This is a genomic window from Streptomyces sp. NBC_01317, from assembly GCF_035961655.1.
Classification (GTDB): domain Bacteria; phylum Actinomycetota; class Actinomycetes; order Streptomycetales; family Streptomycetaceae; genus Streptomyces.
In genome coordinates this window covers 407301-424526 of sequence record NZ_CP108393.1, presented here as the reverse complement: position 1 = coordinate 424526, position 17226 = coordinate 407301, and the positions used below count along the sequence as shown (strand labels likewise).

At 71.9% G+C, this 17226-nt stretch carries 18 protein-coding genes; 10 read left to right on the top strand and 8 right to left on the bottom strand.

What is annotated here, in order from left to right:
• Window positions 1-3 precede the first annotated feature (3 nt).
• Entirely contained in the window at window positions 4-1020 is a 1017-nt protein-coding gene (locus tag OG349_RS01755; protein WP_327232854.1) for an acetamidase/formamidase family protein, read from the bottom strand.
• Window positions 1021-1213: 193 nt separating this feature from the next.
• Here OG349_RS01755 and OG349_RS01750 point away from each other — a divergent pair, with 193 nt between their 5' ends.
• The 3 genes from OG349_RS01750 to OG349_RS01740 are packed head-to-tail and all read left to right on the top strand — an operon-like array spanning window position 1214 to window position 3474.
• Window positions 1214-1672 carry a MarR family winged helix-turn-helix transcriptional regulator gene (locus OG349_RS01750; protein ID WP_327232853.1) on the top strand — a complete coding sequence of 153 codons (459 nt, stop codon included), beginning with the start codon at window positions 1214-1216 and terminating at the stop codon, window positions 1670-1672.
• The gene (locus tag OG349_RS01745) at window positions 1669-3153 is read left to right on the top strand and encodes an MFS transporter (protein WP_327232852.1); all 1485 of its coding nucleotides are present in this window, start codon (window positions 1669-1671) and stop codon (window positions 3151-3153) included. The genes OG349_RS01750 and OG349_RS01745 overlap by 4 nt, the downstream gene beginning before the upstream one ends.
• A 27-nt stretch (window positions 3154-3180) precedes the next feature.
• The gene (locus OG349_RS01740; protein WP_327232851.1) at window positions 3181-3474 is read left to right on the top strand and encodes a DUF1330 domain-containing protein; all 294 of its coding nucleotides are present in this window, start codon (window positions 3181-3183) and stop codon (window positions 3472-3474) included.
• A gap of 258 nt (window positions 3475-3732) precedes the next feature.
• Here OG349_RS01740 and OG349_RS01735 read toward each other — a convergent pair whose 3' ends face one another.
• Complete coding sequence (locus tag OG349_RS01735) at window positions 3733-5805, bottom strand: HelD family protein (RefSeq protein ID WP_327232850.1); 2073 nt, start codon at window positions 5803-5805, stop codon at window positions 3733-3735.
• A 633-nt stretch (window positions 5806-6438) separates the two neighbouring features.
• On the opposite strand from OG349_RS01735, the gene OG349_RS34750 reads away from it, so the two are divergent.
• From OG349_RS34750 to OG349_RS01720, 3 genes are all read left to right on the top strand, one after another.
• A complete protein-coding gene (locus tag OG349_RS34750) occupies window positions 6439-6828 on the top strand; it encodes a hypothetical protein (protein ID WP_442806182.1) in 390 nt (129 codons plus the stop codon).
• A 537-nt stretch (window positions 6829-7365) separates the two neighbouring features.
• Window positions 7366-8451 (top strand): fatty acid desaturase family protein, encoded by a 1086-nt coding sequence (locus OG349_RS01725; RefSeq protein WP_327232849.1) that lies wholly within the window; start codon window positions 7366-7368, stop codon window positions 8449-8451.
• Between the two features lie 70 nt (window positions 8452-8521).
• Window positions 8522-8704 carry a hypothetical protein gene (locus OG349_RS01720; RefSeq protein WP_167022577.1) on the top strand — a complete coding sequence of 61 codons (183 nt, stop codon included), beginning with the start codon at window positions 8522-8524 and terminating at the stop codon, window positions 8702-8704.
• Between the two features lie 102 nt (window positions 8705-8806).
• Here OG349_RS01720 and OG349_RS01715 read toward each other — a convergent pair whose 3' ends face one another.
• The 3 genes from OG349_RS01715 to OG349_RS01705 form a co-directional block, all read right to left on the bottom strand.
• Entirely contained in the window at window positions 8807-9649 is an 843-nt protein-coding gene (locus OG349_RS01715; RefSeq protein ID WP_327232848.1) for a hypothetical protein, read from the bottom strand.
• A gap of 166 nt (window positions 9650-9815) precedes the next feature.
• Window positions 9816-10106, bottom strand: a complete 291-nt coding sequence (locus tag OG349_RS01710; RefSeq protein ID WP_401764784.1) for a hypothetical protein — start codon at window positions 10104-10106, stop codon at window positions 9816-9818.
• Window positions 10107-10207: 101 nt separating this feature from the next.
• Entirely contained in the window at window positions 10208-10807 is a 600-nt protein-coding gene (locus OG349_RS01705; protein WP_327232847.1) for a class I SAM-dependent methyltransferase, read from the bottom strand.
• A gap of 128 nt (window positions 10808-10935) precedes the next feature.
• Between OG349_RS01705 and OG349_RS01700 the strand changes: the two genes are divergently transcribed.
• A complete protein-coding gene (locus OG349_RS01700; protein WP_327232846.1) occupies window positions 10936-11769 on the top strand; it encodes a 4'-phosphopantetheinyl transferase family protein in 834 nt (277 codons plus the stop codon).
• Between the two features lie 12 nt (window positions 11770-11781).
• On the opposite strand, the gene OG349_RS01695 is transcribed toward OG349_RS01700, so the two are convergent.
• Window positions 11782-12210 (bottom strand): PPOX class F420-dependent oxidoreductase, encoded by a 429-nt coding sequence (locus OG349_RS01695; RefSeq protein ID WP_327232845.1) that lies wholly within the window; start codon window positions 12208-12210, stop codon window positions 11782-11784.
• 142 nt (window positions 12211-12352) lie between these two features.
• Here OG349_RS01695 and OG349_RS01690 point away from each other — a divergent pair, with 142 nt between their 5' ends.
• Together OG349_RS01690 and OG349_RS01685 are read left to right on the top strand one after the other, a co-directional pair.
• Entirely contained in the window at window positions 12353-12766 is a 414-nt protein-coding gene (locus OG349_RS01690; protein ID WP_327232844.1) for a roadblock/LC7 domain-containing protein, read from the top strand.
• Between the two features lie 97 nt (window positions 12767-12863).
• Window positions 12864-13997 (top strand): DUF6397 family protein, encoded by a 1134-nt coding sequence (locus OG349_RS01685; RefSeq protein ID WP_327232843.1) that lies wholly within the window; start codon window positions 12864-12866, stop codon window positions 13995-13997.
• A gap of 66 nt (window positions 13998-14063) precedes the next feature.
• Here the strand turns inward: OG349_RS01685 and OG349_RS01680 are convergent, their stop codons facing one another.
• The gene (locus tag OG349_RS01680) at window positions 14064-15035 is read right to left on the bottom strand and encodes an NADP-dependent oxidoreductase (protein ID WP_327232842.1); all 972 of its coding nucleotides are present in this window, start codon (window positions 15033-15035) and stop codon (window positions 14064-14066) included.
• A 180-nt stretch (window positions 15036-15215) separates the two neighbouring features.
• The gene (locus tag OG349_RS01675) at window positions 15216-16193 is read right to left on the bottom strand and encodes a fibronectin type III domain-containing protein (protein WP_327232841.1); all 978 of its coding nucleotides are present in this window, start codon (window positions 16191-16193) and stop codon (window positions 15216-15218) included.
• Window positions 16194-16403: 210 nt separating this feature from the next.
• Between OG349_RS01675 and OG349_RS01670 the strand changes: the two genes are divergently transcribed.
• The gene (locus OG349_RS01670; protein ID WP_327232840.1) at window positions 16404-17198 is read left to right on the top strand and encodes an SDR family NAD(P)-dependent oxidoreductase; all 795 of its coding nucleotides are present in this window, start codon (window positions 16404-16406) and stop codon (window positions 17196-17198) included.
• Window positions 17199-17226 lie beyond the last annotated feature (28 nt).

Genomic DNA, 17226 nt, shown 5'->3' with positions numbered 1-17226 from the left:
CCGTCACGCGGTGGGCAGGATCGCCGCCGTCTCGCGCAGGTGGCGGTGCAGGCCACGGTGCGGCTCACCCGCGGGCAGCCACTCCTTGCGGATCTTCGCCACGCACGTGTAGTTCGTGTCGCACACGTTGGCCAGCGGCGCCTCACCGGCCTGTGTGACCAACTGGTACGCGTCGAGCTCGGAGAGACCGTAGTCGCGGGCCAGCCAACGCACCAGATCCAGCTGGGAGATGCGGAACGCGTCCTCCAGCGGGCGCGCCGAACCCGTCGAGATGATGTGGGTGTCGGACTCGATGCGCGGCCAGGGCGTCGACACGCCCTTGAGCAGCTCCACGATCACCACGGTGTTCATGGCGCACTCGACGGCCACCCCGCACGTCTCGCCCTCCCCCTGCCGGGCGTGCCCGTCGCCGAGGCTCAGCAGCGCGCCCTCCACGTTCACCCCGAGGTAGCAGGTGACACCGGCGCGCATCTCGGGTGTGTCCATGTTGCCGCCGTGCGCGTCGGGGACCAGCGCGGACCGTACCTCCAGGTTGGCCGGCGCCACCCCGACCGTGCCGTGCATCGGGTCCATCGGCAGCTCGATCCGGATGTCGCTGTCGCGCGCGCTGAACAGACAGGTGCCGCGCTCCCGGTCGAGCTGCCACATCCACACGACCTCCGGCAGCGGCGGCTGGAGGGTCGCCGTCGTGGTGGTGGAGGTCAGTGCGCCGAAGAGCGGCACGGTGGAGGAGGCCGCCCAGTCCCGCGCGGGCCGGATCGACACGAAGTGCACCGCCAGCGTGTCGCCCGGCTCCGCGCCCTCGACGTGGAAGGGGCCCGTCTGCGGATTGAGGAACGGGAACTCGCACACCTGGGAGACCAGATCGTTCACGGACCGGACGCGCCCCGCGAAGCAGTCCTCGGTGAACAGGTCCAGGACCGTGCCCGGGGTGATGCGCGCGACGGGCGCGACGCCGCCGAACGTCCAGGCGTACTCGCCGGTCTCCGGGCGTACGGTCAGGATCCTCGGGTCACTCATGGGGCGCGCCTCTTCCTCTGTCGGACGTGCGGATGTGCGGACATACGTCTGTACGGGTGTGCGGATGCGGCTCCACGGTCCCACCGGCGATCACCGTACGGCGCGGCCCCGGCCGGGCGGAAGACGCGCCCGGGTCACACGTCGCCGAGCGCAGATGCATAAAGAATTAATATAAAACTGCTATACTTCAGGCGTGAGTCGCCGAGACGCCGCCCACGGCGCTTCCGATGCCATCGGGTCAGCCCTCTACGGTCTGGCCACCAGGGCCGTGAGACGCCTTCCCCGCGACATGAGCCTGACGTCCGCCGCCACCTTGGCCACCCTGGACAGGACCGGCCCGCGACGGATCACCGATCTGGCGGTGGCCGAGGGCGTCACCCAGCCCGCGATGACCGTCCTGGTCCGGGTGATGGAGGAATCCGGGCTGGTCGAGCGGAAGGGCGATCCGTCCGACAAGCGGGTCACGCTGGTGTGCCTGACCGAGGCCGGCGCGTCGTACGTCCGGACGCGACGCCAGGCGGGCGCCGACGCGTACGCGCGGTTGATCGACGAACTCACCGGTGACGAGGCCGACGCCTTGGCGGCAGCCCTTCCGGCGCTGCTGCGTCTGGCGGATCTCGAAAGCCGCGCCCGAGAGGAGCCGCACCGGTGAGCGCGGCCCAGGCTCATGACCGGCCCACGAGCACTGCCCTGACACGTTCAGAGGCACGTCTGCTGGTCCCCGCCCTGGTGTTCATCGCCCTGGTCGTGGCGGCGGTCGCCAGCCTCGGGACGCCGCTCATCACCAGCGTGGCGACCACGTTCCACGTCTCCCTCGACAGCGCGCAGTGGACGCTGACCATCGCCCTGCTCAGCGGGGCCGTCGCCACACCCGTCCTCGGCCGGCTCGGCGCCGGTCCGCACCGGCGGGCCACGATTCTCGCCACGCTGGCGATCGTCGTCGCCGGCAGCGCGCTCACCGTGCTGCCCCTGCCGTTCGCCTGGCTGCTCGTGGGCAGAGCGGCCCAAGGCGCCGGACTCGGTCTCACGGCGCTGATGATGGGCGTGGCCCGCGACCATCTTCCCGAGGAGCGCGGCGCGGCCACGATCGCCCTGATCTCCGTGGTCTCCGTCATCGGAGCCGGCGTCGGCTACCCGCTGGCCGCGCTGCTCGCCGAGTTCGGCGGACTGCGGGCCGCCTACGGCCTCGGCCTGCTCGTCACGGCCATCGCCTTCGTGACCGCGTGGCGCTCCGTGCCCGCGGCTCCCGAAGGCCGCTCCGCTCACGTGAACGTGGCCGGTGCGCTCGTCCTGGCGGGTGGACTGCTCCTCGTCCTGTTCCTGGCCGGCGAGAGGAGCCTGTGGAGCCGACACCTCGCCGTGGCGGTGACCCTTGCGGCCGCCGCCGTACTCCTGCTCTGCGTCTGGACCGTTTCCGAACTGCGGACCAAGACACCCCTGGTCGACGTCCGGGCGGTACGGCACCCGGCGGTCGCCGGGGCGAACATCGCCATGTTCGTCGGTGGGAGCGGCATGTACCTCCTGCTCACGCTCATCACCCGCTACGCGCAGACGCCGCACAGCGCCGGCTACGGCTTCGGACTGACCACCTTCGTGGCGGGGCTGGTCCTCATCCCGTTCTCCGTGCTGGGGTTCGTCGCCGCCAAGCTCACGCCGCGGGTCCGCGAACGGATCGACGGCCCCCTGCTCCTGGCCGGCAGCGCAGCCGTCGTCGGCGCCGGGTTCGTCCTGTTCGCCACCGCCCGGTCCAACCTGGCCGAACTGCTCGCGGCCATGGGCGTGCTGGGCTTCGGCGTCGGCAGCTTCTCGGCCGCCATGCCCGGGGTCATCCTGGCCGTCACCCCCCGGAGCGAGACGTCGAGCGCCATGAGCTTCAACTACGTCGTCCGCAGCGTCGGGTACTCCCTGGGCAGCGCCATCGGCGGTCTGGTCCTGGCCGCCGGCACCGCCACGGGCCGCCTCTTCCCGAACGACGACGCCTACACGACCGCGGCGCTGGTCGGCGTCGCCGCGATGGCGGTCACGACGGTGGCCGGCCTCATCCTCGCCCGCCGGCGGTCACCCGAGACCGATCCGATCACAGCCCCGGTCGGTGTGCCGGGCCCGGGCCGGTCGAGCCGAACGGGAAGCTGAGTATCAATTCCGAACACAGGAGGTACCGTGGCCAGGGGCTATTGGGTCAGCGCCTACCGCACCATCGCGGATCCCGAGAAGCTGGCTGCCTACAACAAGCTGGCTGGTACGGCCGTCAAGGCCGCGGGCGGGCGGCTGCTCGCCCGCGGCAGCCGGGTCGTCGCGCACGACGCCGGAATCGCCGAGCGCACCGTCCTGATCGAGTTCGACAGCTTCGAACAGGCAGTCGCCGCGCATGCGAGTGCGGCCTACCAGGAGGCGCTGGCCACACTCGCTGACGGCGTCGAGCGCGACTTCCGCATCATCGAAGGCCTCGACTGACGTTCGAGGCCGTGAGGGCGCCGGGGTCGACGTCGTTGAGGACCAGGCGGTGGTGGCCCCAGGTGCCGGGCGCGCCTCCGGGCCGACCGCGCAGGCTGTACTCGATGACCTCGAAGGCGCCGGCCCGGCCGCGCGGGGGCCGACTGTCCGATCCGCCGTGATCGCCTGATGCGGCGGTCCCGGCGGCGCGGGTAAGTCCGACGGTTCGGTCGTCTCGACGTCGATGTCGTCATCGCGGATCCCCTCGCTGCTCCGCTCTCAGGCGGGCTTGACGGTAATGGTGCAGAGGCGCTTGGTGGCCCGGGTCAGGGCTACGTACAAATCCCTTTCCCCACCGGGGCGGGCCGCGATGATTTCCTCGGGGTCCATGACGACGACCCCGTCGAATTCCAGGCCGCGTGCTTCGGACGCCGGCACGATGCGTGCGTGGTGAGCGACGCCCCGGGCCGTCAGCTCGCTCACCCTGGTGTCCGCGCAGATCACTCCCAGAAGTTCGCCCGGGTGGGCGGTGCTCTGGGCGCGGAGTTCCTGGACGACGGCGCTGACCAACCCGTCCGGAGGTGTGGTCACGGTGCGAGGGCTCTCACCGCTTCGCAGCGACCGTGTGGGCTTCTGGTCCGGAGCGATCCGCGTGAGCAGGTTCCGGACGCTCTCCAGGATCTCCTGCGTGGTGCGGTAGCTGACGGTCAGGTGGTGCAGTTTGAACCGCGGTCCGACGCCGGGGATCAGCGCTTCCTTCCAGTCGCGTGCTGTCGCGACCGGGCCTGCCTGGGCGAAGTCACCCACCAGCGTCATCGCCCTCGCCGGGCAGCGGCGGACGATCATCCGCCACTGCATGGCGGTCAGTTCCTGCGCCTCGTCGACGACGACGTGCCCGTACGTCCGCTGGGGTGGGCCGTCGACCAGGTTCACCGCCTCGTCCAGCAACGGCACATCGGCATCGGTCCACGGGTCGTCCTGACCGCGCAGCAGAAGGGACCGCTCCTGCGCGGTCAGGCGGGGCAGGTGCTCGGCGAGAGCGCCGGCGTTCGTCAGGAGCGCCTTCACGAGGTCACCGGGTGCCAGCCGCGGCCACAACACCTCGACCGCTCGGTCGACGCCGGCGTCGTCGAGGAGATCGGCTCGGATGGCGTCCAGGTCCAGCTCGTGGACCGGCCCCGGGTCGGCCGCGCCTTCGGCACGGTGCTGGTCGGCTCCCGTGAACCGGTCGAGGTTCAGGCCCGTCATCCTTTCGGCATCGGCGTCGATCTGCTCCAGAAGGTCCCCCATGTCTCGCTGCATCCCGTCGGTGACGGCGTCGACCATGAGCTCTTTGAACACCCGGCGCGCGGGGTTGTGCCCCGATGCCGCCGCCAAGGCGGCATCGCGTGCCGTGGCGACTTCCCCGCCGGAAAGGTGAAGCAGTTCCTGTCCGATCCGCACGGTGAAGTCACCGGCGGGGGCTTGGTGGACGCGCAGCAGGCCGGCCAGGGCGTCGGCGAGGTCGGAGCTGCCCTTGAGACGCGCCGTGTCGAACGGGTCCACCGCGTCCGGGGACACTCCGGCCAGTTCCCGGCAGGTCGCCAGAACGACGTCGTTCTCTCCGAGCGAGGGAAGGACCTGGGAAATGTAGTCGAGGAACCGGGCGTTCGGGCCCACCACCAGGACACCCTCCTCCGCGGCGCGCGGGAACGCGTACAGGACGTAGGCCGCCCGGTGCAGGGCGACCACCGTCTTGCCGGTGCCGGGCCCGCCCTGCACCACGGTCACCCCGCGGTGGGCGGAGCGGACGATCTCGTCCTGCTCGGCCTGCAGCGTCGCGACGGCCGCGTGCATCCTGCCCGTACGCCGTGCCGACAGAGCCTCGGCCAACGGGCCGTCCCCCACCACGTCCTCGTCGGTCGGGGCGGTCCCGTCCAGCAGTTCGTCGCTCACCGAGACGACCGTGCGCTCATCGAGGCGCAGGTGCCGGCGCCGTCGCAGGTCCATCGGGTGGACCGGCGTCGCCTCGTAGAAGGGCCGTGCCGCGTTCGCGCGCCAGTCCACGAGCAGAGGCAGGTCGTCCTCGTCCGTATGCAGTCCGATCCGTCCGACGCGCAGGGCCGTGCCGTCCGTCCGGTCGATGCGCCCGAAGACCAGCCCCTTTTCGGCGCCCTCCAGCCGGCCGATCTCCCTGGCCAGACGCGCGGCGGCGATTTCTCTCTCGTACGCCTCACCGGCGCTGTCCGCCGGAGCCTTCAGCACACTCGCTCGGTTTACTCGCGCCTCGGAGAGGCGCTCGGTGAGCAATTCATACAAGGAGGAGACATAACCCTGCTCCGATTCAACCGCACGCACAGCGGAATCATTCATTTTCGACAACAAGGGGCTCCTTCGATTCGAGCTGTACCATACGGTCAAAGTTTCCCGGCGCCTGCCTGGCACATGGGCGGGCCTGCGAGCCTGCTCTTGAATGCCGCGATATTTTTCCGCAGCCGGGAAACATTCGGGAAAAGGGGGCAGCGAATCTCCCGGAAAGTTTTGTCGTCCGAGTCGGAGCATGCGTTGTGCCGCCTGCCTGTGGGGCGAGACGCGATCTCGCGAGGGTGGCCGCGCCACAGGTCGGGGACGGCACTGGCCCGTACGGTCACGGGAGCTACGTGCTCGTCATCGGGACGCGGACGGCTGTGCTGCCTTCCGTGCCACCTGTTGCCCGGACCTCAACGACTCAACATGCTGACTCGACAGGGAGGACCGGTGTGATGGTCCTGGCTCTCCCGGGCGCGCCGTGCCTCGGCGGGGTCGATGAGCGCCCTCCGGTGGCGCGGCCGGCCCACCGGGCGTCCCGCCTCGGCGAGTTGGCCGAGTCCGGCGCGGGTGAGCGGCTGATCGCCCAGCGCGGAGCGTCAGTGGCAGGCGAGGAGCGCGGGCCGCCCGGCGCGGAGCGAGCAGGGCGTCCATCCGCGCACGTGGTCCTAAGGCCGCCGCCGAGCCGCCTCCCGCGTCATGGCCCGCGGCCACCTCTCCGGCCCAGCCCCGGAGTTCGGGGAAGCGCCGGGCGGGCAGGGCGGCGAAGGCGTCACCACCGGCGGCGAGCGGCGCGGCGGGGGTACGCGGCAGGGTGTCGGCCACCGCGTCGAGGAAGTCTCTCAACAGCCCTTCAGGCTCGGGCAGAAGAACAGTTCCGGCCAAACCACCTCCGCCGAGCGGAACGCCATGCGCGGTGGGAGGCGTGGAGGCGGCGAGCGTACGGACCCGCTCCAGGTCCTCGGCCGTCAGTGGTCCGGCCCGCCACGCGTCGTGCCCGGTGCCGGTGGGACCCGGCAACATCCGTCCACGGGACGCCAGTTGCCGGGCGAGCAGCGCCGCCGCGCCCCGGAAGGCGCCGGACGGTGACACATTCTCCGCCACACGGGCCCTGGTCAGCGACGGAAGAGCGTCCCGCAGGGGCACCAGCAACGCCCTGACCATGAGAGGGTGGGCCTCGGTGTCGACGACGGCCAGCTCCTCCACGGAGCCCGGCGCGGACGGCGGTTCCGCGCCGTCGGGATGCCAGTAGGCGATCCGGCCGGCGCGAGCCGGGTCCCCCGGGAGAAAGACCGTGGAACGGCGGGCGAGTTCGGAGACCCGGGAGAGCGTTGCCGCGGGGAGCGTGTGCACAGCGAAGACGCATTCCTCAACTTTGACTACTGCGGGTGAGCCGCCGATGGTACCCGACCGCGAAGCCACGCGGTCCCGGAGCTGCCGTTACTCGACTCATGCCGAAGCGGCGGGGTGTAGCCAGCACCATTGCCGACCCCCGGGAAGCCTCCCCCATTTCCGGGGGGTGGCGCCATGGTCGCCACCTTCGCCGGGCCCGTACGTTTTTCTGCAGGTCAGCGCAGACAGCGCGACCCTTCTTCCCGCACATCGGCCGACAGACCGGAGACCGACATGCCCCAGGCCACCACCGCACCCCCCGCTGTGGAGTCCATACCCGAACCGGCCACCCCCCGCGGCACCGGCAGCGACTTCGCGCCCTTGCTGCGGACGGTCAAGGAACAGGGACTCCTCGAGCGCCGGGTCGCCTGGTACGCCCGGGGCATCACGGTCAACCTGGTCCTCGTCGCCGCCGTCATCACCGGCATGGCGCTCATCGGCCCCTCCTGGTGGACGATGCTCCTCGCGCCCCCGCTGGCGGTCCTGTCGGCCCGGATCGCGTTCATCGGCCACGACGCGGGACACTCCCAGATCACCGGCGACCGCGGCAAGGGCCGTGTCATCCAGCTCGTCCACGCCAACCTGCTGCTCGGGATGAGCCAGGAGTGGTGGAACGACAAGCACAACCGGCACCACGCCAACCCCAATCACATCGACAAGGACCCGGACGTCGCCGCCGACATCTTCGTCTTCACCCAGGGGCAGACGGCGGGCCGTACGGGACTGCGCGGCTGGCTCACCCGCCACCAGGCCTGGATGTTCTTCCCGCTGACGACCCTGGAGGGCATCGCCCTCAAGGTGTACGGCTTCCAGGCCGTCTTCTCGCGCCAGAAGGACACCCGCATGCCCGGCCGCCGCCGCGCGGTGGAGGGACTGCTCCTGGGCGCACACGTCGCCGCGTACGTCACCCTGCTGCTCACCACACTGACCCTCGGCCAGGCCGTCGTCTTCGCGGTGATCCACCAGATGCTCCTCGGCCTGCACCTGGGCATGGCCTTCGCGCCGAACCACAAGGGCATGGAGATGCCCGACTCCGAGAACGGCGCGGGCTGGGGGCACCTGCGCCGCCAGGTCCTGACCTCACGCAACATTCGCGGCGGTGTGCTCACCGACTGGTTCCTCGGCGGGCTGAACTACCAGATCGAGCACCACCTCTTCCCCAGCATGCCCCGCCCCCACCTGCGGCTCGCCCAGCCCCTGGTACGCGCGCACTGCCAGGCGCTGGGCGTCTCGTACGCCGAGACCGGACTGATCGACTCGTACCGCCAGGCCCTCGGTCACCTCCACGACGTCGGCGAACCGCTCCGTACAGGCGCATAGTGGAACTGGCGGACGCTCCTACGCGTTCACCGAGCAGTGAGCGGCCCTTGGCCGCGAAGGAGGCGTCGGGATGTCGACACAAGCAAAGATCGCTGTCGGAGGAGTGGCCGTCGGCCTGATCCTCTGGGCGTTCGTACCGTTCTGGGTGGCCCTGCTGATCGTGGTGGGTGTGCCGGCGGCCACCTACCTGATGCTGGACCCGTCGCAGCGCCGCAGGCTGCGCCGGATCAACCGCAAGCAGATCGGCCGCTGACCCGGCCGGACAGCTGGCCGGAGGGACCGCCGGGTCCCCCCGGTCAGCTCTGCTGTGCGTGGGGGTGCGGCGCTGTCACGTGCAGGTCCGCGGTGTGACGGCTCACGCGGGGCGTACGGCCATGGCGTCGAGGGCCGCGAGAAGCGCCGGGAGTTCCGGGCCACGGGCGATCGGAAGCACCTCGTTGGGCTCGTCGTCCATCAGGACGAAGGCCATGTCGTCGGTCCTGGCGACGAAGGACCAGCCGGGGCCGTCCGCGCGCAGGGTCCGGGCGTCGCCGGGGGCGAAGCTGGAGCGGACCCTGCCCAGGGGCGGAGCCGTCTCCACATAGCCGCGCAGCTCGGCGAGGACGCGCAGCAGCTCTGGAGGGGGCGGCTCGGTCCCGGCGGGGCTCCCGGAGACCTCCGCCGTACCACCGCTCTCCGCGCCCGTCCCACCGGGCGGCTCCTCCGTCGGAGGCGAGCCCTTCACCGCGGCGTCGTACTGCTCCCGCCATGCCGCCCAGTGCGCGGCGACCTCGTCCGCGCCCAGGCGCCGCTGCGCCGGGCCCCAGACCGCGGTGTCGGGCGGGGCGAGCGGCGTCCGCGCGATTCCCCCGGGCTCCCCGTCCTCCGGTACGAGGTCCGGATCCGGGTCGTGAGGGGCGGGCACACCGGGCGCCGACACGGCCAGGTCGAGCGGCCAGCCGGGCAGCGCGCGGACGACGGTCCGCTCCTCCGGCGAGAGGTCGTACTCCATGCCGCAGTCCCAGGAGGCGATCGCGACGGCGACCAGCGACACGTCGTCCACCGCCACGGTCCAGCGCGCACCGTCGCCGTCCTGGCCCAAGACCAGCCCGTAGCCCCGGGTCCACGGTTCGAGCCCGAGGGCGGCGCACGCCTCCGGGTAGTCGTCCCCGAGGACGCCGGGGAACCGCGCCGGGGTCAGCAGAGCGGCAGTGAGCACATACAGGGTGTCATCATCGATGGAATCGTCCGCTACGGACACGACACCTCCCGATTCGAGCGGTTGTCGGCGCACCCTAGCCAGTGGACCACCCGGACGTCGAGAGTCCGCTACGGCCCGGTATCCGCGCGGGCGGTACCGGAACCAGGCCCGACCTGCGGTGTTCTCACGCGGCGGGCAGCCCGAGGAGGCTGCGGGCCACCGTCTGCGGTGACTCGTCGCGCTCCCGTGCCAGGGCGATCACGGCGCGGCACGCCAGCTCGCTGACGCCGAACGAGAGCGCCTCCGGCGAGACCCATCCGGCGGCCTCGTCGCCGCGCTGCTGATCGTCCTCCGCGCACGCCGCCACGTAGGTGGCCGCGGCTTCGAAGAGGTTGTGCTGTCGTGCCCGGGGCTGTGATCCGGACGGTGCGGCGGGGCGGTCCGAGACAAGGATCCTGCGCAGTCGGTCGAACACCGGGTCCACCTTCCCCTGCTGACGGGCGCTGCCTGGCCCTCCAACGTACGGTCCGGGGCCCCCGGGCAGAAGAGGACGTCCGCGCCCGGGCGGCCGGTTGCTCAGTCCTGACGGACCGCCAGCGCGAGAAAACGGGTCTCCTCGTCCACGTACGACTCCAGCCGCCACCCCGAACCGGCCAGCAGCGGACGGAGGTTGGGCTCGGCGCGCAGGTCGTCCTCCGTGATCACCCGGCTCTGCCGGGCGGCCAGGGCCGCGCGGCCGATGGGATGGAACAGCGCCAACTGCCCGCCGGGCCGTACGACGCGCGCCAACTCGGCGAGCCCCTGGGCCGGTTGCGGCAGGTGGGCGATCAGTCCGGCGGCGAACACCGCGTCCAGCGCCCCGTCCCCGACCGGCAGCGCGGCCACGTCGGCGCGTACCAGCCGGCCGCTGCGGTGGCGGCCCGCCCGAACGGCGGCGTCGAGCATCGCGGCCGTCAGGTCGACGCCCAGCACCGTACCCGCCGGTCCCACCGCGTCCCGCAGCGCGGGCAGGGCGCGGCCCGTTCCGCACCCGGCGTCCAGCACCGCGTCCCCGGGCCGCGGCCCGAGGTCCGCGACGGCCGCCGCGTAGGCGGGGCCGTCGTCGGGGAAGCGGCTGTCCCACTGCGCCGCCCTCGCGCCGAAGAACCGCTGCACATGCGTGTGGTCGTGGGCCATGCCCCCATGATCCCCCAAGCAGCGCTCCGAGGCGCCGCAGGTGCACGGGACCCCGGTGCGGGGCCGGACGTGGGGCCGGACGTGGGGCCGGACGCGGCGCCGGGTGTACGGCCGATGCGGCTACGCTGGTGATTCCACCGATCTGCACATCCTGGGAGACCGCCCTGTCCGAGATCCAGCGCCGCGAAGCCCCACCCGCCGGGCCGCCCGGCGCGCCGCGCCCGGGAGTGGTGGACCTCTGGCTGCTGGACATCTCGCGGCAGGCCGAGGAGACCCTCGACCTCTCCGTACTGAACGCCGAGGAACGCCGGCGGGCCGGGGCCTTCGTGCACGGCCGTGACCGGATCCGGTACGGCGTCGCGCACACCGCGCTCCGGCGCGTGCTCGGGGCGTGTGTGGGGCTCGCGCCGGAGGCGATCGTGCTGGGCAGGGACACCTGCCCGTGCTGCGGAGGCCCGCACGGCAGGCCCGTACTGACGGATCCGCCGTTCCCGGTGCACTTCTCGCTCTCCCACGGCGGCGACGTGGTCATGATCGGTGTCGCGTCCGAGGCCATCGGCGTCGATGTCGAGCCGGTGGCCCTGCGGCGCGCGGTCGGCGATCTCGCCGCCGCGCTGCACCCGGCCGAACAGGCCGAGTTGGCGGCGCTTCCCGCCGAGGAGCGGCCGGCCGGGTTCACCCGCGTGTGGACCCGCAAGGAGGCCTACCTCAAGGGCATCGGTACGGGCCTGGGGCGCGACCTGGCCGCCGACTACCTCGGGACGACGGAGCGGGCGGCGCCGCCCGCCGGCTGGACCGTGGTGGATGTGCCCACGCTTCCGGGCCACGCGGCGGCCTGTGCCGTACAGGGCCCCGCGTTCACCGTACGGATGCGGCAGTTGCCGACGACACTCCAGGCGGCCGGGAGTGTGCCCTCGCTCCGTCGGGGACAGAACGAGGACACCGCCGGTCCGCTCGCGTGAGTGACCTTCAGGTCAGCTCGCGATGTCGGCCACGTTCACGACCTTGTCGACCCGTACCCGTACCAACACTTCCCCGGGCCCGGAGTTGCGCTCACCGACCGCCTGCGCCTGCTCCTCGCCCATGTACCGCGCGCCGAGCCGGACCGCCCACTCCCGCACCTCCTCGGGGTCCTCGCTGAGTTCGGCGCGACCCTCGATCAGGACGAAGGAGAACGGCGGCCGCTCGTCGTCCACGCACAGCGCGACCCGGTTGTCGCGCCGCAGGTTGCGGCCCTTCACCGTCTCCTTGCCGGTGTTGAAGATCAGGTCGTCGCCGTCCAGGAGGAACCAGACGGGCGCGATGTGCGGGCTGCCGTCGGCCCGAACGGTGGACAGCTTGGCGGTCCGGGTGCCCTCGCCGACAAACGCGTGCCATTGGCCCTTGCTCATGTGTGATGCCATGACGGCATTTTCGGCCTCCGGGGCGGCGGGAGCGCGGCGACGCCCCGGAGGTGTGCCGATCGCTTGCCCACGTGCGGTGGGTGAGGAAGGCTACGGGCTCAGAGCAGGGCATCGGGGATCACAGGAACGCGGAGGACCGGCAATGCCGCTGGACGAGGGACTCGACGGACTGCTGAGCGATCTGGCCGAGCGGGTGGACCACATACGGCATGCGCTGGTGCTGTCCAACGACGGTCTGGTGACGGGTGCCAGTTCAGGTCTGGCGCGTGAGGACGCGGAGCATCTGGCCGCGGTCTCCTCGGGGTTGCAGAGCCTGGCGAGGGGATCGGGGCGTCATTTCGGCGCGGGCGGGGCCCGGCAGACGATGGTCGAGTTCGACGAGGCGCTGATGGTGGTCACGGCGGCCGGCGAGGGCAGCTGTCTGTGCGTCCTGGCCACGGCCGAAGCCGATGTCGGCCAGGTCGCGTACGAGATGACGCTGCTCGTCAACCGGGTCGGGGAACGCCTCGGGGTGGCCGCCCGGCAGCCGGGCACCGCCACGCTGAGCGGTCTCTGACCTCTCACCGAGAGTTATCCACAGGCTGAGCGGGAGGGGCGCGGGTCGCGCTACGGTCGTCACCGAGAGTAAGCGAAGCTCACGGGGGAGGACCGTCATGGACATCAGGATGTTCGCGAAGCACGAAGCGGCCGCGGAGACGGCTGCGACGGGTGCGACAGGTGCAACAGCTGCGACGGCAGCGGTGGCAGAAGAGGGGGAGCGGGGGAGCACGCCGGACACGGCGTCGGACAGCTCGCAGGACGGGGCGTCGGAGACCGTGGCGGTCGGGCGGGCCGCGCGGGAGCTGGAGTTGAAGCGGGGCGAGTTCGAGCTGGCCGCCCAGCTGGGACACGTCCGCACCACGGTCGTGGTGGGCGCGGGGCGGCGGGCGGTCGGCCGGCGGGAGGTCGAGTGGCGGGAGATCGAGCGGCTGCGGGCCGCCGAAAGGTTCCCGGACGCGTTGCGTGAGCGGGTACGGACAGTGGGCACGGCCGAGGGGGCGGAGCTGATGGCCATCAGCCCCGGCCGCTTCACCCGGCTGGCCAAGGCCGGATACCTCACGCCCGTGAAGTTTTATCTGAACCGCTACCGCGCGGTGGTGTGGCTGTATCTGGCCGACGAGCTGACGGCGTTCGCCGCCAGGGAGGGGACCCTCCTGGTCGGCCGGTTCCCCAGGACGCTCACCGCGGGACGGGACCCGGACGACGACGTACGGCCGCGCAACTGGCGCGGCCGGCGGATCGGCCACCTCCTGCACCTGAGCGAGGACCCCTGGGAGCGGGCGGCGATCACCGGATCGGTGCTCGACCCGGTGCAGCGGGCCGAGCTGGTGGTCGATCCGTACGAGCGGGCGTATCTGAGCAGACTTCAGCCCGACCTCGCCCACGGCCGCTCCGAGTCGGAGGCGGCGCTGGCGGCGGTGCGTCCGTTGCTGCTGGCCGACCATCCGGACGAGATCCGCTGGCACCGCGCCAGTCTCACCGCGCTGCTGGACGAGGCCAGACGCACCCGTCCGGCCCCTCGTCCTGACCCGCAGGGTGACGTCTCACCCCGCCACCGCCCTGAGCCCGCGCCCGGTCCAGGTTCCGGCCCGGTGGCCCCGGGGAGTGACGGCGACAGGGTGCCCTGGCCGACGGCCGCCGACGAGCCGCTGCGGCGGGGCTCCGGGAAACGGCTGCTGACACGGCTGCGCCTCAGGAAGGAGAAGGAGAGAGACCCAGGACGGCCGGTCGGCAGTGAGCGGCGGTGAGCCGCGGTGAACGGCACCGGGACGGCCGGCGGTTGGCGGCCGGCGGCCGGCGGCGGGGCGGCCGTCTCAGGACGTGACGCGCAGGACCAGCTTCCCGCGGGTTTCCCCGGCCTCGCCCCGGCGGTGCGCCTCGGCCGCCTGTTCCAGGGGGAGGATGTCGTCGAGTCCCACGGTGACCGCTCCGCTGTCGATCAGCGCGGCGATCCGGGCCAGGGCATGGCCGTCCGGCTCGACCAGGAAGTCGCTGACGCGGAGGCCTTGCTCGTGTGCCGCCTCGGCGAGGTCGGAGGAGACGCCCGACGGGACGACGACGAGGTGACCGCCGGGGCGCAGGGTCCGGAGCGAGCGGCTGCTGGTGGAGTCGTGTCCGTCCCCGACGAGGTCGATCACGGCGTCCACGTCGTGGACGACGTCCTCGAACCTGACCGTGCGGTAGTCGACGACCTCGTCGGCGCCGAGCGTGCGCAGCCAGTCGTGCTTGGCCGCGCTCGCGGTGCCGATGACATACGCGCCGAGGTGCTTGGCGATCTGCACGGCGAAATGGCCCACACCCCCGGCGGCGGCATGGATGAGGACCCGCTGCCCCGCCTGGACCTTCGCCGTGTCCACGAGCGACTGCCAGGCGGTGAGACCGGCCAGCGGGACCCCGGCGGCCCGGTCGTGGCCGATCGTCGCGGGCTTGCGGGCGAACTGCCGGGAGGGGGCGGTCACATACTCGGCGTAGGCCCCGGCCCGGCGCGGGAACCACGGCATGCCGTACACCGCGTCGCCCACCTGGACGGTGGTGACACCGCCCCCGACCTCCGACACCACCCCGGAGACGTCCCAGCCCAGAACGAAGGGAGGTTCCCCCAGCACGTTCCGCATCCCGCCGCCCGCGCGGGTCTTCCAGTCGACGGGGTTCACCCCGGCGGCGTGGACACGGACCTGGATCTCGGTCGGCAGCGGCCGGGGCGTGGCCACCTCGCCGAGCCGGAGAACCTCGGGGCCGCCGAGGGTGTCCTGGGTGATCGCGCGCATCGTGTTGTCGCTGCTCATGGCTGGTCGCTCCTGTTGGTGCGGGCCGGGTCCGGGACGCCGCCCCGGCCGGTGGCTGATCGACACCGGAAAGCTATCTCCGAGGGCGGCAGCCCCAAGGTGCTGACGCACACCCTGCGGCGCCTGGAGTACCACGGCTCTGTCGACAGGACCGTCTGTCCGGCCGTCCCGTGACCGGGGTCAGGAGGCGTCGCCGGTGACGACGGGGCGCTCCTCGGAGAACCGGCCCCACTTGCCGTCGGGCAGTTTGGCGCGGAGCTTCACCCGGTAGGCGTCGCCCGCACGCTTGCCCACGTACACGCTGTACGTGGCCCGGCCCTTCGGGGTTTCGCCGCCCCAGATGAGGGTGGTGGCGAACTTCCCGTCGAGATAGATCTCGTACGTGGTGACCTCGGCCCCCGTCTCCGGCGCCACCCACGACAGGTCGACGTAGTAGGCGCCGTCGGCGGCGTGGGTCGCGGCGCGGAACGCTGTGGGGGCGGTGTCGGGGTCGTCGCCGGGACCCTTCGGGGTGGTGATCTCGACGGTGCGGCTGACGGGCGAGGTGTTGTCCGCCGCGTCGCGGGCGGCGAGCGTGAAGGAGTAGTGGGTTCCCGGCCGCAGCCAGGTGATCCGCGCGGAGGTCGCGCCCCCGGCGACACTGTGGATCTTCGAGCCGCCCTGGTAGATGTCGTAGGACGTGATGCCCTCGTCCTTGGCGGACCTGGTCCAGTTCAGCTGGGCGCCGCGCGGGCCGGCGCTCTTGCCGGTCAGCCCGGCCGGGCGGGAGGGTGCCTTCTTGTCCTCCGCGACGGCGGCGGGCGTGGTGGCGGACTTCTTGGCACTGTAGGGCGAGTAGGTGCCGTCGCCGTCCTTGGCCCGGACGGTGAAGGTGTACGGGGTGGAGGGGGTGAGGCCGGTGATGTCGACCATGCTCTGGTTCGCCGGGACGTCCTTGACCTTGGTACCGCCCCGGTAGACCTCGTACCCGGTGATGCCGGAACTCTCCGGCGCCTGCCGCCACATGACATGGACGGAGGTGGCGGTACCGGCCTGGACGGTCACCCCGGCCGGGGCGGCGGGCGGGGCCTCGTCGGAGCCGCACGCGGCGAGCCCGAGGGCGGCCACGGACGCGAGCGCGGCAAGGGGGAAGATCCTTCTCAAGGCCGTGTCCTGCATGCCGTGTCCTCCATCCGGGGGGCAATGGTCTAGACATATATGACACAGGTGTCGGGTTCACATCAAGAGGCAGACGCATACCGGTGGCGGGCTGCCCGGTTCCTCCCCCTCGCCGGTCACGACACACCGCCGGAATCCTCCCGGCGGGCGGGGGTAGGCGCCTGACGCACAATGACGTGCTCACAGCGGGCGCGAGGAAGGGCGTGGAGCGTGCGGATCGACCTGGCAGGAAAGACAGCTCTGGTGACGGGGTCCACCCAGGGGATCGGCGCGGCCATCGCGGCCGGGCTCGCCGGCTCCGGGGCGCGGGTCGCGGTCAACGGGCGGAGTGCGGAGTCCGTGGACAAGGCGCTGGAACGACTGCGCGCGGAGGTGCCCGGCGCGGAGTTCGTCGCCGCGCCCGGCGACCTCGCCACCGAGGACGGCGCGGCGCGGGTGCTCGGCGTCCTGCCCGCGGCGGACATCCTCGTCAACAACCTGGGCATCTTCGGGTCCCGGCCCGCACTGGAGATCAGCGACGACGAATGGCGGAGGTACTTCGAGGTCAACGTCCTGGCCGCGATCCGCCTGACCCGCGCGTATCTGGGCGGCATGATGGAGCGGTCCTGGGGGCGCATCCAGTACATCGCCAGCGACTCCGCGATCGTCATCCCCGCCGAGATGATCCACTACGGAGTCTCGAAGACCTCGCTGCTCGGGGTCTCCCGCGGCTTTGCCAAGGCGGCGGCCGGCAGCGGGGTGACCGTCAACTCCGTGCTGGCGGGGCCGACCCATACGGGTGGCGTCGAAGACTTCGTCTACGAGCTGGTCGATTCCTCGCTGCCCTGGGACGAGGCCCAGCGGGTCTTCATGCGGGAACACCGCCCGCAGTCCCTGCTCCAGCGCCTGATCGAGCCCGAGGAGATCGCGCACATGGTCGTCTACCTCAGCTCGCCGTTCGCGTCGGCGACCACCGGCGCGGCGGTCCGGGTCGACGGCGGGTACATCGACTCGATCGTCCCCTGATCCCGGGCCCCGGGACGGCGCCCGGCCA